This is a genomic window from Mesorhizobium monacense (assembly GCF_056781675.1).
The window spans coordinates 6,799,950-6,813,083 of record NZ_CM165567.1 but is presented as its reverse complement, the minus strand read 5'-3'; the positions used below and the strand labels follow the sequence as shown (position 1 = coordinate 6,813,083).

11 protein-coding genes are annotated in these 13,134 nt (G+C 64.5%); 3 read left to right on the top strand and 8 right to left on the bottom strand.

Annotated elements, in window-relative coordinates; all coding sequences use genetic code 11:
- Positions 1–15 precede the first annotated feature (15 nt).
- The 3 genes from AC1RUK_RS32615 to AC1RUK_RS32605 form a co-directional block, all read right to left on the bottom strand.
- A complete protein-coding gene (locus AC1RUK_RS32615; protein WP_481839330.1) occupies positions 16–2,007 on the bottom strand; it encodes a PAS domain S-box protein in 1,992 nt (663 codons plus the stop codon).
- A 196-nt stretch (positions 2,008–2,203) separates the two neighbouring features.
- The gene (locus tag AC1RUK_RS32610; RefSeq protein WP_481837343.1) at positions 2,204–2,842 is read right to left on the bottom strand and encodes an NrsF family protein; all 639 of its coding nucleotides are present in this window, start codon (positions 2,840–2,842) and stop codon (positions 2,204–2,206) included.
- Position 2,843: 1 nt separating this feature from the next.
- Positions 2,844–3,380: a sigma-70 family RNA polymerase sigma factor gene (locus tag AC1RUK_RS32605; protein ID WP_481837344.1), complete on the bottom strand. Its 537-nt coding sequence runs from the start codon at positions 3,378–3,380 to the stop codon at positions 2,844–2,846.
- A gap of 221 nt (positions 3,381–3,601) precedes the next feature.
- Between AC1RUK_RS32605 and AC1RUK_RS32600 the strand changes: the two genes are divergently transcribed.
- From AC1RUK_RS32600 to AC1RUK_RS32590, 3 genes are all read left to right on the top strand, one after another.
- On the top strand, positions 3,602–4,609 hold the full coding sequence (locus tag AC1RUK_RS32600) for an iron ABC transporter substrate-binding protein (protein WP_481837345.1): 1,008 nt from the start codon (positions 3,602–3,604) through the stop codon (positions 4,607–4,609).
- Positions 4,610–4,785: 176 nt separating this feature from the next.
- The gene (locus AC1RUK_RS32595) at positions 4,786–6,369 is read left to right on the top strand and encodes an ABC transporter permease (RefSeq protein WP_481837346.1); all 1,584 of its coding nucleotides are present in this window, start codon (positions 4,786–4,788) and stop codon (positions 6,367–6,369) included.
- Positions 6,366–7,448, top strand: a complete 1,083-nt coding sequence (locus AC1RUK_RS32590; protein ID WP_481837347.1) for an ABC transporter ATP-binding protein — start codon at positions 6,366–6,368, stop codon at positions 7,446–7,448. Before AC1RUK_RS32595 ends, AC1RUK_RS32590 begins: the two co-directional genes overlap by 4 nt.
- Before the next feature lie 30 nt (positions 7,449–7,478).
- On the opposite strand, the gene AC1RUK_RS32585 is transcribed toward AC1RUK_RS32590, so the two are convergent.
- The 5 genes from AC1RUK_RS32585 to AC1RUK_RS32565 all read right to left on the bottom strand — a co-directional run bounded on the left by AC1RUK_RS32585 (position 7,479) and on the right by AC1RUK_RS32565 (position 12,743).
- Entirely contained in the window at positions 7,479–8,282 is an 804-nt protein-coding gene (locus AC1RUK_RS32585; protein WP_481837348.1) for a phosphodiesterase, read from the bottom strand.
- 83 nt (positions 8,283–8,365) lie between these two features.
- Complete coding sequence (locus tag AC1RUK_RS32580) at positions 8,366–9,466, bottom strand: sn-glycerol-3-phosphate import ATP-binding protein UgpC (protein ID WP_481837349.1); 1,101 nt, start codon at positions 9,464–9,466, stop codon at positions 8,366–8,368.
- An 11-nt stretch (positions 9,467–9,477) separates the two neighbouring features.
- Positions 9,478–10,392, bottom strand: a complete 915-nt coding sequence (locus AC1RUK_RS32575; protein WP_481837350.1) for an ABC transporter permease subunit — start codon at positions 10,390–10,392, stop codon at positions 9,478–9,480.
- Between the two features lie 7 nt (positions 10,393–10,399).
- A complete protein-coding gene (locus tag AC1RUK_RS32570; protein WP_481837351.1) occupies positions 10,400–11,284 on the bottom strand; it encodes a carbohydrate ABC transporter permease in 885 nt (294 codons plus the stop codon).
- A 106-nt stretch (positions 11,285–11,390) separates the two neighbouring features.
- A complete protein-coding gene (locus tag AC1RUK_RS32565; protein WP_481837352.1) occupies positions 11,391–12,743 on the bottom strand; it encodes an extracellular solute-binding protein in 1,353 nt (450 codons plus the stop codon).
- Positions 12,744–13,134: the final 391 nt, after the last annotated feature.

Below are 13,134 nucleotides of genomic sequence, written 5' to 3'. Positions count from 1 at the left end.
CTCAGCAAGCGCCCTTCAAGAGGCCGCGGCAAGCGGCTTGGGCGGCGCCGTCTCGTCGGCCTTGACGTCCTCGTCCACCGTCGAAACGCAGCCCCTTCCAGCGGCCTTGGCCGCATAGCAGGCGGCGTCGGCCCGCGCGATGATCTCGTCGACTTCGCCGCAGCCGGCTCGGATCGGGGCCAGGCCGATGCTGGCGCCGATCGAATGCGCCAGTCCGTCCCAGGTGAAATTCAGGCCGCGGATTGCATTGATGATGGATCGTGCCGCAATCATGCCGCTGGCGGCCGAGCCCGACTTCAGGACGACGGCGAACTCGTCGCCTCCAAGGCGGGCGACAATGTCTTCAGGACCAAGCACGCCGCCGATCGCCTCGGCGACCCGCCTCAGCAGGGCATCGCCCGCCGCATGGCCGCCGGTGTCGTTGACCAGCTTGAAATGGTCGAGGTCGACAAACATGAACTGATGCTCCCCGATCGACCCTGTCGTATCGCCTGCCGAGTTCGTCGTGCCGGCGACCGGCCCTGCCGTGTCGATCGGCCCTGTCGTGTCGGCCGCGCCGGCCTTGCCGCTCCGATCGACCAGTTCCTCCATGGTGCGGATGAAGCTGGAGCGGTTGGCGAGACCGGTGAGCGCGTCATGGGCGGCGGCATAGGCGAGCTGGCGCTGCAGGGCGCGCGCATCCGTGAAATCCTGGAAGACGATAACCAGCCCGCAGAACTCAGCTCGCTCGTTCATGATCGGCGACACGACCTGGCGGATGCTGCAGCGCGTGTCGTCGCGGCGGACCAGCACGGCACGGCTGTTCTGCTCGGCGGGACCTGCGCCGCCGGTCGAAGCCCGCGCCACGCCGATCCTCTGCCCGGTTTCTTCGTCGACTGCCCAGTAGACATGACCGAGCGTCTTGCCGAGTGCCTCGCCGCTGGTGACGCCAGTCAGCTTTTCGGCCACCGGATTCATGAAGGTGACGCGGTTTGCGGCATCGGTGCAGATCACGGCATCGCCGATCGACTGCAGCGTGACGCGCAGCCGTTCCTTCTCGTCGGCCAGCATCGCCGCCGACACGATGAGGCGCGCCTCGGCCTCCTTGCGCTGGGTGATGTCGGTCAGGCTGCCGATGGCCCTGATCAGCCGCCCTACGGCGTCGCGCTCGATGGCCTTGCCGCGGTCGAGGATCCAGACCCAGTGCCCGTCCTTGTGGCGCATCCTGAACTCGGCTTCGAAAAACGGCGTCTCGCCGGAGAGATGGGCGCGATCGGCTTCGGCGACTAGCTCGCGGTCGTCGGGATGGATCATCGTCAGCCAGCGGTCGGGGTCGCCATCCAGTTCGCCATCGGCATAGCCGAGCATCTTCACCCAGGTGCCGGAATAGGTCGTGCCGCCGTTGCGCATGTCGAGATCCCAGACGCCCTGGCCGGCGCTGGCCAGCGCAAAGTTCCAACGCGTTTCGGCTTCCGCGATGCGGGCCTCGGACTGCTTGCGGGCATCGATGTCCTCTATCTGTGAAACCAGGTAGAGCGGACGGCCGCTGTCCTCGTCGCGGATAACCGAGCCGGCAAGTTGCGCCCAGACCGGCGTCCCATCCTTACGCAGGTAACGCTTCTCGAAGTGGAAAGCGTCGATCTTTCCCTCTTTCAGGCTGATCATCGTGTCCCTGCCGATCTGCAGATCATCGGGATGCGTGATCTGGAAGAAGGTCAGCGCCTCGATCTCCTCGCGGCTATAGCCAAGCATGGTGGCGAAAGCCGGATTGGTCTGCAGGATGCGGCCGTCGAGCCCGACGATGGCGACGCCGATCGCCGAATCCTCCATGGCGCGGCGGAAACGCTGCTCGCTCTCGCCTATCTGCCGGCGGTCCTCGACGATCTGGCGAACGAACAGGGCGGTGAGGAAAAGCGACGCCGCAATCATGGCGACCGCTATCTGCAGGCAGAGTTTCAGGGCCTCGGCGCTGAGCTCCAGGCGCGACAACAGGATCGACGCAAGGCCGGCGACAAGGCCGACCACCATCAACACCAGCGCAGCATGTCTGTCGGCCCGCAGGCCTTTCCACGTCCACGTCACAATGCGGATCCACCCGTTGCGCAATTGCACGTTGCTGCAACCCTGGCGGATCGATTTTAAGGAAAGGTTGCGCTGGCAGTCCCGGCGACGATGCTAACCGGCAAACAATTGCCGGCATGATTAAGGATCGGTGTGCGTTGCCCTACCAGCGCACGAAAAGCCGCCCGCCCAGGGCTCCCAGCGCCGTAAGGATGATGATCGCGACCGTGTACCAGGTGGCGACGAAGAGCGGCGAATCGTCGAAGCAGTGCGCGGCATAGAAGGTCGCCGCCAGCCCGCCGGCAAGCAGGCCCGCAACCGCGCCGGCAAGCACCGGCCGCGTCGGCGCGCCGTAGCGCAGCATCCACAGGAAAATCGCCAGCGGGCCAATGCCGATCAGCGGGATGAAGCCCATGCAAATCATCATGTTGGAGCCGACCAGCCGCGTGCCCCACTGCGCCTCAGGCACCGCGAAGAGTTCCAGAACCACAGCAACGATGACGAGCAGCGGCGCAGCGGCCATCCAGGCCACGGCCCTGCCTGTCGAAGCACCGGGCGTCGACAAAGCGTGGATCAGCGCGAAGGCGGTGCCGGCAAGCACGATGGTGAAGACGAACTTCGACAGGAAGCGCATCGTGTGCATGGCGATCATGATGTCGGAACGTGGACCGATGGTGAACCAGAAAACCACCGCCGCGATCACCGCCGCAACAGCGGTGGCCATCCACCAGGCCAAGCGCAGCGGCACCGCGTTGCTGCGGGCGTCGGCGTCCAATGCCTTGATGAGATCCTCGGTCCTCATGTCATTCCCGCCCGAAACGCCTGGCAATGGCGGCAAGGCCGCGATGCAGCGACACCCGCACCGCCGTCTCCGTGATGCTGAATTTCGCCGCCGTTTCACCGATCGAACGGCCTTCGACCGACACCGCCGAGACCACCGAGCGCTGCGCCGGCGGCAGGCTGTCCAGCGCCCGGTTGATGTCGCGCTCGCTTACGGTCTCGGTCTCAGGCTCGGCGAAGGTTTCGGCGATTTCGTCGATCTCGATCTCGACACGTCGTCCGCGCCGCCGGAAGGCATCGATCAGCTTGAAGCGCGCGATGGCATAGACCCATGGCAGCACCGGCGCATCGTCGCGCCAGGTATGCCGTTTCACATGAATGGCCAGCAAGGTTTCCTGCACGACATCCTCGGGGTCGACCCCGCCCTGTACGATCTTGCGCCGGGCAAAGCCGCGAACGAAAGCAGCCGTCCGGTGCAGAAAGTCGGCGTAGGCCCTTTCATCTCCGGCGATCGCGGCCTTGAGCAGCCGGGAAAGCTCGGCCTCGTCCTTGCCGGTCACAAGAGTTCACTCCCCCGATGTTCGCGTCTCGGCGCTGATTTGTTACGTGCCCGGCGAAATAATGTCCAAGCCAAACTGTCGGGGAATCACGAAAGTTTGCGCCCCGGCGGCCGATTAAACCAGTTCACCAATGTTGACTCGGACAATCAGGTATTGGTAGGTGCAGCCGTGCCCAAGACCGGACCAACAATACCAACCAACAAGATCGAGGACGACGCCCCATGAGATATGCCCTTTCCGCTCTCGCTGGCGCCACCGCGCTGGCGGTCAGCCTGATCGCCGCCCCGGCCATGGCCGAGGATGCCGGCATCGTCGTCTACAACGCCCAGCATGAGAGCATGGCCAAGGAATGGGCCGAAGGCTTCACCAAGGAAACCGGCATCAAGGTCACGCTGCGCAATGGCGGCGACAGCGATTTCTCCAACCAGATCGTCGCCGAAGGCGCTGCCTCGTCGGCCGATGTGTTCCTGACCGAGAACTCGCCGGCCATGGCGCTGGTCGAGGCGGCCGGCCTCTTCACGCCGGTCGATGCCGACACGCTGGCGCAGGTTCCGCAGGAATACCAGCCTACCACCGGCAAATGGGTAGGTGTCGCCGCGCGCAGCACCGTCTTTGCCTACGACAAGACCAAGCTGAAGGACGACCAACTGCCCAAGTCACTGCTTGAGCTCGCCGATCCGAGCTGGAAGGGCCGCTGGGCCGCCTCCCCCTCGGGCGCCGATTTCCAGGCCATCGTCAGCGCGCTGCTGCAGCTGAAGGGCGAAGCCGCTACGGCGGACTGGCTGAAGGCGATGAAGGAAAACTTCACCGCCTACAAGGGCAACAGCACGGTGATGAAGGCGGTCAACGCCGGCGAGATCGAGGGCGGCGTAATCTACCACTACTACTACATCGGCGATCTGGCCAAGACCGGCGAGAACAGCAAGAACGTCGCCCTGCACTATTTCAAGAACCAGGACCCGGGCGCTTTCGTCTCGATCTCCGGCGGCGGCGTGCTGGCCTCGAGCAAGCACCAGAAGGAAGCCCAGGCCTTCCTGAAGTGGGTGACCGGCAAGGGTGGCCAGGAGGTGCTGAAGAACGGCACGTCCTTCGAATATGCGGTCGGCAAGGGCGCCGACTCCAATCCGAAATTGGTGCCGCTGGCCGATCTGCAGGCGCCGAGGGTCGATCCGGCGACGCTGAACTCGAAGAAGGTCACCGACCTGATGACGGCAGCCGGCTTGCTTTAGTTCGCGTTCGTCCTAAAAGGGCAACCGACTGCGCTCTCGCGGGAATACGCCTTCCGCGGGAGCGCTCTGTTTTCGAGGTGGCATTCGTCGATGACGACAAGCTGCGTTTCTGGCCGCCTTCGGCGTGCCTTCGATGACCTCCGCCAGCAGGCGGAAGCGGCACGGCGTCCGGCCTGATGCAAGCGGTCGACCTTCCGCGTCCGGGCCTGCCGGCCGGCCTCGTGGCCGGGCACGGGACGCGCCGTCGGCCCCTCTCCTGGATCCTGCTCGCGGCCACTTTTGTCTCGCTGCTCGCATTGCTGCCGCTTGCCTTCATCGTCTGGGTGGCGGCGCAGACCGGCTGGGAAACCGCATCGGCGCTGGTCTTCCGTCCACGCGTCGGCGAACTCCTGCTCAACACCGTCCTTCTGGTGGCGGTGGCGGTTCCGATTTCGATCGTGCTGTCGGTGACGCTGGCCTGGCTGACCGAACGCAGCGACCTGCCCGGCGCCCGCCTGTGGGCGTGGCTGTCGGTGGCGCCGCTCGCCATCCCCGCTTTCGTCCACTCCTATGCCTGGATCAGCCTGGTGCCGGGACTGCACGGCCTGTGGGCCGGGGTGCTGGTTTCGGTCCTTGCCTATTTACCGTTCCTCTACCTGCCGATCGCGGCCGCGCTGCGTCGTCTCGACCCCGCGCTTGAGGATGCCGCCGCTGCCCTTGGTCTCGGCCCATGGCGGGTCTTCGCCCGCGTCGTGCTGCCGCAGCTGAGGCTCGCCATCTGCGGCGGCTCGCTGCTGGTCGGCCTGCATTTGCTTGCCGAATACGGCCTCTACGTCCTCATCCGCTTCGACACCTTCACCACCGCGATCGTCGACCAGTTCCAGTCGACCTTCAACGGACCGGCCGCCAACATGCTGGCCGCGGTGCTGGTGACGTGCTGCTTCGTGCTGCTCGGGGTGGAAGTGCTGGTGCGCGGCGAGGAGCGCTATGCCCGGGTCGGCTCCGGTGCGGCGCGCCAGCAGCAGCGCACGCGGCTCGGCCGCGCCACGCTTGTCTGCCTGGCGCTGCCCGCCGTCACCGCGCTGCTTTCGCTCGGCGTGCCTTTCGTCACCATCGGCCGCTGGCTGATCGCCGGCGGCGCCGATGTCTGGCGCCTCGACGAGATCGGCCTTGCACTTGGCCAGACCCTTTTCCTGGCGCTTGGCGGCGCGCTGCTCGCAACGATCGCCGCCATGCCGATGGCATGGATTTCGATCCGCGCGCCTGGACCATTGCAACGCCTTCTCGAAGGCTGCAACTACATCGTCGGCTCCCTGCCCGGCGTCGTCATCGCGCTGACGCTGGTCACCATCACGGTGCGCATCGCCATGCCGCTCTACCAGACCCTGTTCACCATCCTTTTCGCTTATGCGCTGATGTTCTTGCCGCGCGCTTTGATCAGCCTAAGGGCGTCGATCGCGCAGGCGCCGGTCGAACTCGAACGCGCTGCCTCGAGCCTCGGCCGGCCGCCGCTCAAGGCGCTGTGGGCGACGACGATCCGCCTGTCGGCGCCCGGTGCTGCGGCCGGCATGGCGCTGGTGGCGCTCGGCATCACCAACGAACTGACCGCAACCCAGATGCTAGCGCCCAACGGCACCCGCACGCTGGCGATGGCGTTCTGGTCCTATAGCGGCGAGATCGACTATGCCTCGGCCGCCCCTTACGCCCTCATCATGGTGGCGATGTCACTGCCTTTGACCTGGCTGCTTTACGTCCAGTCGAAAAGGATGGCTGGACGATGAGCTTTCTCGAACTCAGCGGCGTGCAAAAGCACTACGGCCCGGTGGCGGCACTTGCCGGCGTCGACCTCAGCGTCGCCAGCGGCAGCCGCACGGCGATCGTCGGACCGTCCGGCTGCGGCAAGACGACCCTGCTCAGGCTGATCGCCGGTTTCGAAGCGCCCGACCAGGGCCGCATCACGCTCGACGGCGAGGTGCTGGCCAATGGCGGTGCCGCCGTGCCGGCGCATCGCCGCGGCATCGGCGTTGTGGCGCAGGACGGCGCCCTGTTCCCGCATCTGACCATTGCCGACAATATCGGTTTCGGCATGGCGCGCGGCGCCGACAGGCGCGCCGAGCACATCGTCGAGCTCGCCTATATCGTCGGGCTGGACAAGGCGATCCTGAAACGCCGCCCGCACGAGCTCTCCGGCGGCCAACAGCAGCGCGTGGCGCTGGCCCGCGCCATGGCGATGAAACCCAGGCTGATGCTGCTCGACGAGCCGTTCTCGGCCCTCGACACCGGCCTGCGCGCCTCGATGCGCAAGGCCGTGGCCGAGCTTCTGGAAGCAGCGGGGATCACCACCATCCTGGTCACTCACGACCAGGCCGAGGCGCTGTCCTTCGCCAGCCAGGTGGCGGTGATGCGCGACGGCCTGTTCTCGCAGGTCGGCACGCCGCGCGAGCTCTATTTCCAGCCGAAGGACAGGATGATCGCCGAGTTCCTTGGCGACGCCATCATCCTACCGGCAAGGATAGCAGACGGCTTCGCCACTTCGCCGCTCGGCCGCATCGCCGTCGACACCTCCGAGCGGCGCGACGTCGCCCGCATCATGCTGCGGCCGGAGCAGGTGATGCTGAAAAGGACGTCGCGCGAAGGCATGTCGGGCACGCCGGACATGCTGTTCGGCGAGGTTACGGAATCCGAATTCGCTGGTTCCATGTGCACCATCGCCGTGCGGCTCCTGAACAGCCCCGATCCGCCGGACGCCGCCGCCATCGGCAACACGCCGCTCATCCTGCGCAAGCCCGGCATGGACGCGCCGGCCCTTGGCGAGATCGTCCGGCTGACAGTTTCAGGCAAGGCGCATGTGTTTGCCTGACTGGTCCTGCGCCGGCTGGGGCCGGCGCTGCTAGGCGATGAGCTTGCCCGTCGCCGTCGAATAGGTGGGCCACTGTTCGAGGAAGTCGCAATTGTGCACGACCACCCGTCGGGCGGCAGCGTCGATGAGCACGATCGCGTAGGTGGGCGGCGCCTGCTCGACCACCTCCTCTCCCACCAGATCGAGCGCGAAGCGGGCATGCAGCCCACGTTGCGCGGTAAACGGGATGCCGGCGACTGTGCCAGCAATGTCGCGATGGACATGGCCGAAGAAGATGTGGCCGACATTGCCGTGGCGCTTGAGCAGTTCCAGGAAGCGCGTGGGCTGTTCGAGCCCGAGCGGATCGAGCAGCGGCAGGCCGAGCTCGACCGGTGGATGGTGCAGGAAGATGTAGGCCTGCCGTCCTGCTGCTTCGCTGAGCCGCGCGTCGAGCCAGCCAAGCCGCTTGTCGCACAATTCGCCGGTGACGCGGCCTTCGGCCAGGCTGTCGAGGAACAGCAGCGAGGCTTCAGGCGTCTCGAAGACCGACTGCACGAAGCCATCGTCGTCGACCGGGTTTTCGGGAAATGCCGCGACGAGGTTGGCGCGCCTGTCGTGATTTCCGGGCAGCAGCCGGTAAGGCAGGGAAAGCCGGCCCAGGGCCGATTTCAGATCGGCATAGCTCTGGGCCTCACCGGATTCGGTCAGGTCGCCGGTGAGGACGCAAAGCGCTGCATCACCATGACGCGCGTTGATATGTGCGATGCAGCGATCGAGCCGCTCATGCAGATCCGCGCCGTAGCGAATTTCGCCTCGCCGGCCGAGATGCACGTCGGTGACCTGGATGATTTTCATTGCGCGGCCCTTCTTCGATCCGACGGGGGAATTTTCTGAACGCCCGGAGAGGGCAGGAATGACCTTGCGAACGGCCGCGAAGATCAGAGTGCGGGGACCGGCACCGATGCCTTGAAGACGTCGAGGCGGCTTCCCGTCTCGGAGGAGAAGAAATGCAGGTCGGCCTCGGAAAACTGCAGGCCGACCGAGCTGCCCGGCGCCGGATGGACAGCCTCCGACGTCATCACGGAAAACGCCGCGCCGTCGAGGTCGACATAGACGACGCGGCCCGCGCCCAGTTCCTCGACTAGATCGACGGTGGCATTGAGTGCGCCCGGCGTGCCGGGCGCGACCAGGCGCACGGCTTCCGGCCGGATACCCACCGCGACCTTAGTGCCGACCGGCAGGCCGGCACGCGAAACGGCCAGGCGCCGGCTGCCATCGAGAAGCGACAGCCCGTCGAGCGTGACGGTCCCTTCGAGCATGTTCATGGCTGGCGCGCCGACGAAGGTGGCAACGAAGCGGCTCGCCGGCCGGCTGTAGATTTCGCTGGGCGTGCCGACCTGTTCGACGCGGCCGCCATTCATCACCACCAGCCGGTCGGCGAGCGTCATCGCCTCGACCTGGTCGTGTGTGACGAACACCGAGGTTGCGCTCAGCCGGCGGTGCAGCTTGCGGATTTCCGAACGCATCTGCACGCGCAGCTTGGCGTCGAGGTTGGAAAGCGGTTCGTCGAAGAGAAAAACCTTGGGCTCGCGGATCATGGCACGGCCCATGGCGACGCGCTGGCGCTGGCCACCCGACAGCGCCATCGGCTTGCGGTCGAGCAGCTGTTCTAGCTCCAGGATCCGGGCGACTGCCTGGATGCGCTGGGTGCGCTCGGCGGTGGGAACGCCGGCGACCTTCAGCGAATAGCCGATATTCTGCGCCACGCTCATATGCGGATAGAGCGCATAGTTCTGAAACACCATGGCGCAGCCGCGCTCGCGCGGCTCGAGCTTGTTGACCACGGTGCCGTCGATGGCGATCGTGCCGCCGGAAATCTCCTCCAGCCCGGCGATCATCCGGAGCAGCGTGGACTTGCCGCAGCCGGATGGACCGAGGATGACGACGAATTCGCCCGACACGATGTCGAGGTCGACGCCATGCACGACCTGCATTTTGGCGTAACTTTTGTGGACGTCGCGAATGGTGATGGAGGCCATCTTTTCGTCTCCTACTTTTCGGTGGCGATCAGGCCGCGCACGAACCAGCGCTGCATGACCACGACGACGACCAGTGGCGGCAGCATGACGATGAGCGTGCCGGCCATGGCGATGTTCCATTCCGGTATGCCGCCGACATTCGGGATGAGCTGCTTGAGTTCGGTCACTGCCGTCGCATGCGACTGATCGGTGGTGATGAGCAGCGGCCACAGATACTGGTTCCACGCCCACAGGAACATGATGGTTCCGAGCGCCGCCATGTTGTTGCGCGACAGCGGCAGCAGGATGTCGATGAAGAAGCGCACCGCGCCGGCGCCGTCCATGCGCGCGGCTTCGGTCAGCTCGTCCGGCACCGTCAGGAAGAACTGCCGGTAGAGGAAGGTCCCAGTGGCGGTGGCGATCAGCGGCAGGATCAATCCGCTGTAGGAGTTGAGAAGGCCAAGGCTGAGCGAAACCTGGACGCCCGAGACTTTTTCGATAAGCCAGCTCAGGCCGGTCAGGTCGAGGATGGTCTGATAGGGCGACAGCACGTTGGCGACGACCGCGTATGTCGGCACGATGCGCACTTCGAGCGGCAGCATCAGCGTCACGAAGATCAACCAGAAGATCAGCATGCGGCCGGGATAGCGGAAATAGACGATCGAGAAGGCGGTAAGCGCCGAGATGATGACTTTGCCCGCCGCCACGCCGGCGGCCATGATGAAGCTGTTGAGCAGTTTCGGGCCGAGGTCGGCCGTCGTCCACGCTGTCTTGATGTTCACCCAGAAGTCACTGCCCGGCAGCAGCGACATCGGCACGTCGTTGACGTCCTTGAGATTGTGCGACGCGGCGATCGCCACGATGACGAACGGCGCGACGCAAAAAACGAAGCCGACGAACAGGATCACATGCGTCAGGAAATTGAGGATCGGGGTGCGCTCGACCATGGCCGCCTCAGCGATAATGCACGCGCCGCTCGATGAAGCGGAACTGGAAGATGGTCAGCACGATGATGAGCAGCATCAGGATGATGCTCTGTGCGGCCGCGCCCGAATAATCGAGGCCTTTGAAGCCGTCGGAATAGATCTTGTAGACCATCAAATTGGTCGCGTTGGCCGGCCCGCCCGATGTCATGATGTCGATGATGCCGAAGGAATCCTGGAAGCTCTCGGTGATGTTGATGACCAGCAGGAAGAAGATCGTCGGCGTGATCAGCGGGAACTGGATATCCCAGAACCGCCTGATGACGCCGGAGCCGTCCATTGCCGCCGCCTCGATCAGCGAACGCGGGATGGCCTGCAGGGCGGCGAGGAAGAAGATGAAGTTGTAGCCGACATACTTCCAGGAAAAGGCAACGATGATGGAAGCCATGGCATCGGTGCCGTCAAGGCCAGGGTCCCAGAAGCCGGGCCAGACCTGGTTGACGACAGCCATGAAGCCGGCTTCCGGTGCCAGGATGAAACGGAAAGCCATCGCCAGCGCCGGCGCGGCGATGCCGTAGGGCCAGATCAGCACCACGCGATAGAGCCGTGAGCCGGCCAGTTGCCGGTCCGTCAAGGTGGCGAGCACCAGGGCGATGAGCATGGCAAGACCGGTGCTGATCGCGGCAAAGGTCAGACTGGCGGTGATCGAGTTCCAGTAATCGGCGTTGGACAGGATCGAGCGGAAATTATCCAGCCCGACCCAGATGTTGCCGCCGCCCCAGGGCTGCTGCAGCGTCAGCGACCAATAGACGGCTTGGCCGGCCGGCCAGTAGAAGAAGGTGAAGATCAGGATCAGCTGCGGCACCGCGAACAGGATGCCGATCGACCATCTGCTGAAGGTGACGCGTTTTTCCATCGATCCGCCGACGCCGTTGAACCGCCAGCCCGCTTTCCCGAGAGGACACTAGATGCGAAATGGCCGCCCGTCGATTCTCGGCGGGCGGCCGTGGCAGTACCTGAAATCAGGGCAGCGTCTTGTCGGGATAGGTCTGCTGGAAGCGGTCGAGGATCGCATCGCCGTTCTTGACCAGCGTGTCGATGCCTTCCTGGACGCTGACCTTGTTGGCGAAGATTGCCTGCATCTCAGTGCCGAATTCGGCGCGGATCTGGGTGAAATTGCCGAGCCGGATACCGCGGGTAATCTCGGTCGGTTCCGACGCGGTCAGGCTGGCGATCGCGGTTTCACGGCCCTTGTAGGGCGCCTTGTCGTAGAAGCCAGTGGACTTCATGTACTCGAAGCCCGACTTCGTCACCGGGATGTAGCCGGTGTTGGTCGACCAGAACAAAGCCGTCTTGGGGTCGTGGATGAAGTTCAGGAACGCGGCCGCGCCCTTGTACTCGGCATCCGACTTGCCGGACAGCACCCACAGCGAGGCGCCGCCGACCAGTGAATTCTTGCGCTCGGTGCCGGCATAGGTCGGAAGCTCGGCGACGTCCCAGCTCATGCCTTCCTTATGCGTCTTGCCGACGGTGCCGTGGTCGCCGACCGAACTCATGATGACCTGGCAGGTGCCGGACGCGAAGGCCTGGACCATGTCCTGGCCGAGATCCTTGGATTTGATCTTGATCAGGCCGGCGTCATACCACTTCTTGAGGTCGCCGACATACTGGACGAACTTGGTCTTGTTGACTTCGAGGCGGGCGTCGAGACCGTCATAGCCGTTGTTCTTGGAGGCGATCGGCTGGTTGTGGATGGCGGAGAACTGCTCCATCAGTTGCCAGCTTTCGTTGGCGGAGATGTTGATCGCCATCGGGCATTCATAGCCGGCGTCCTTCATCGCCTGAAGGTCGGCGCCGACCTCTTCCCAGGTCTTCGGCGCCTCGGTCTTGCCGATCTTGGCGAAGGCGTCCTTGTTCCAGTACATCAGAGCGGTCGAGGAATTGAACGGGAAGGACAGCATCTCGCCCTTCGACGTCGCGTAGTAGCGGGCGATGCCGGGGAAATAGTCGCTGTAGTCGATCTTGTAGCCGTTTTCTTCCATCAGCTTGTCGGCCGGCTTGTAGGCGCCCGACAGCATCATCGTCGCGGTGCCGACGTCATAGACCTGGACGACGGTGGGCTGCTTGCCGGCGCGGAAGGCGGCGATGGTGTTCTGTAGCGTGGCGTCGTAGTTGCCCTGGCTGGTGCAGACGACTTCATAGTCGGCCTGCGATGCGTTGAAGTTCTTGCACAGCGTATCGACGACGCGTGCCAGGTCGCCCGAAAGGCCGAACCAGAAATCGAATTTGACCGGTTCCGCGGCGGCCGGCCGTGCCAGCGCGATACCGAGAGCGCCGGCGGCAAGGGCAGCTAAGCCCTGCTTGATGATCGACATGGATTTCATTCCCTCTTGAGTGGCTGATGACATCAGGCTTTGCGCAAGTCCTTTGCCGCTCTCATAGAGAAGGTATGTGACAGTTCTGTTGTGCCTTTTCAGGCCTGTGGACAGCCAACCTCTCCTCCCCGCGACGGCACGCCGGCATGAAACCGTCACAACCGGCGCACCGGGTAGCTAGGGCGCAGCAGGGTGGCGCAAAGACCCGAACAAACACGAGTGGTTATCCGGCTAAGTTGATGGACGAACCGCCCCGATCACGAGTCGCTGGTCGTGACAGTCCGCTTGGAATGACGACCGGTCGATCGCCCGGATAAAACAATGCGAAATGGCCCGTCGAACGATACAACCCGGCACAGCACGCTGCGGTTGCATGCGCAATAACTGATTC

Excerpts from the sequence above, each read along its gene's own strand:
- AC1RUK_RS32590 (WP_481837347.1), top strand. The coding sequence starts at position 6,366 with ATGAGCTTTCTCGAACTCAGCGGCGTGCAAAAGCACTACGGCCCGGTG.
- AC1RUK_RS32615 (WP_481839330.1), bottom strand. The coding sequence starts at position 2,007 with ATGGTGGTCGGCCTTGTCGCCGGCCTTGCGTCGATCCTGTTGTCGCGC.
- AC1RUK_RS32570 (WP_481837351.1), bottom strand. The coding sequence starts at position 11,284 with ATGGAAAAACGCGTCACCTTCAGCAGATGGTCGATCGGCATCCTGTTC.
- AC1RUK_RS32595 (WP_481837346.1), top strand. The coding sequence starts at position 4,786 with ATGCAAGCGGTCGACCTTCCGCGTCCGGGCCTGCCGGCCGGCCTCGTG.
- AC1RUK_RS32600 (WP_481837345.1), top strand. The coding sequence starts at position 3,602 with ATGAGATATGCCCTTTCCGCTCTCGCTGGCGCCACCGCGCTGGCGGTC.
- AC1RUK_RS32580 (WP_481837349.1), bottom strand. The coding sequence starts at position 9,466 with ATGGCCTCCATCACCATTCGCGACGTCCACAAAAGTTACGCCAAAATG.
- AC1RUK_RS32610 (WP_481837343.1), bottom strand. The coding sequence starts at position 2,842 with ATGAGGACCGAGGATCTCATCAAGGCATTGGACGCCGACGCCCGCAGC.
- AC1RUK_RS32575 (WP_481837350.1), bottom strand. The coding sequence starts at position 10,392 with ATGGTCGAGCGCACCCCGATCCTCAATTTCCTGACGCATGTGATCCTG.
- AC1RUK_RS32565 (WP_481837352.1), bottom strand. The coding sequence starts at position 12,743 with ATGTCGATCATCAAGCAGGGCTTAGCTGCCCTTGCCGCCGGCGCTCTC.
- AC1RUK_RS32585 (WP_481837348.1), bottom strand. The coding sequence starts at position 8,282 with ATGAAAATCATCCAGGTCACCGACGTGCATCTCGGCCGGCGAGGCGAA.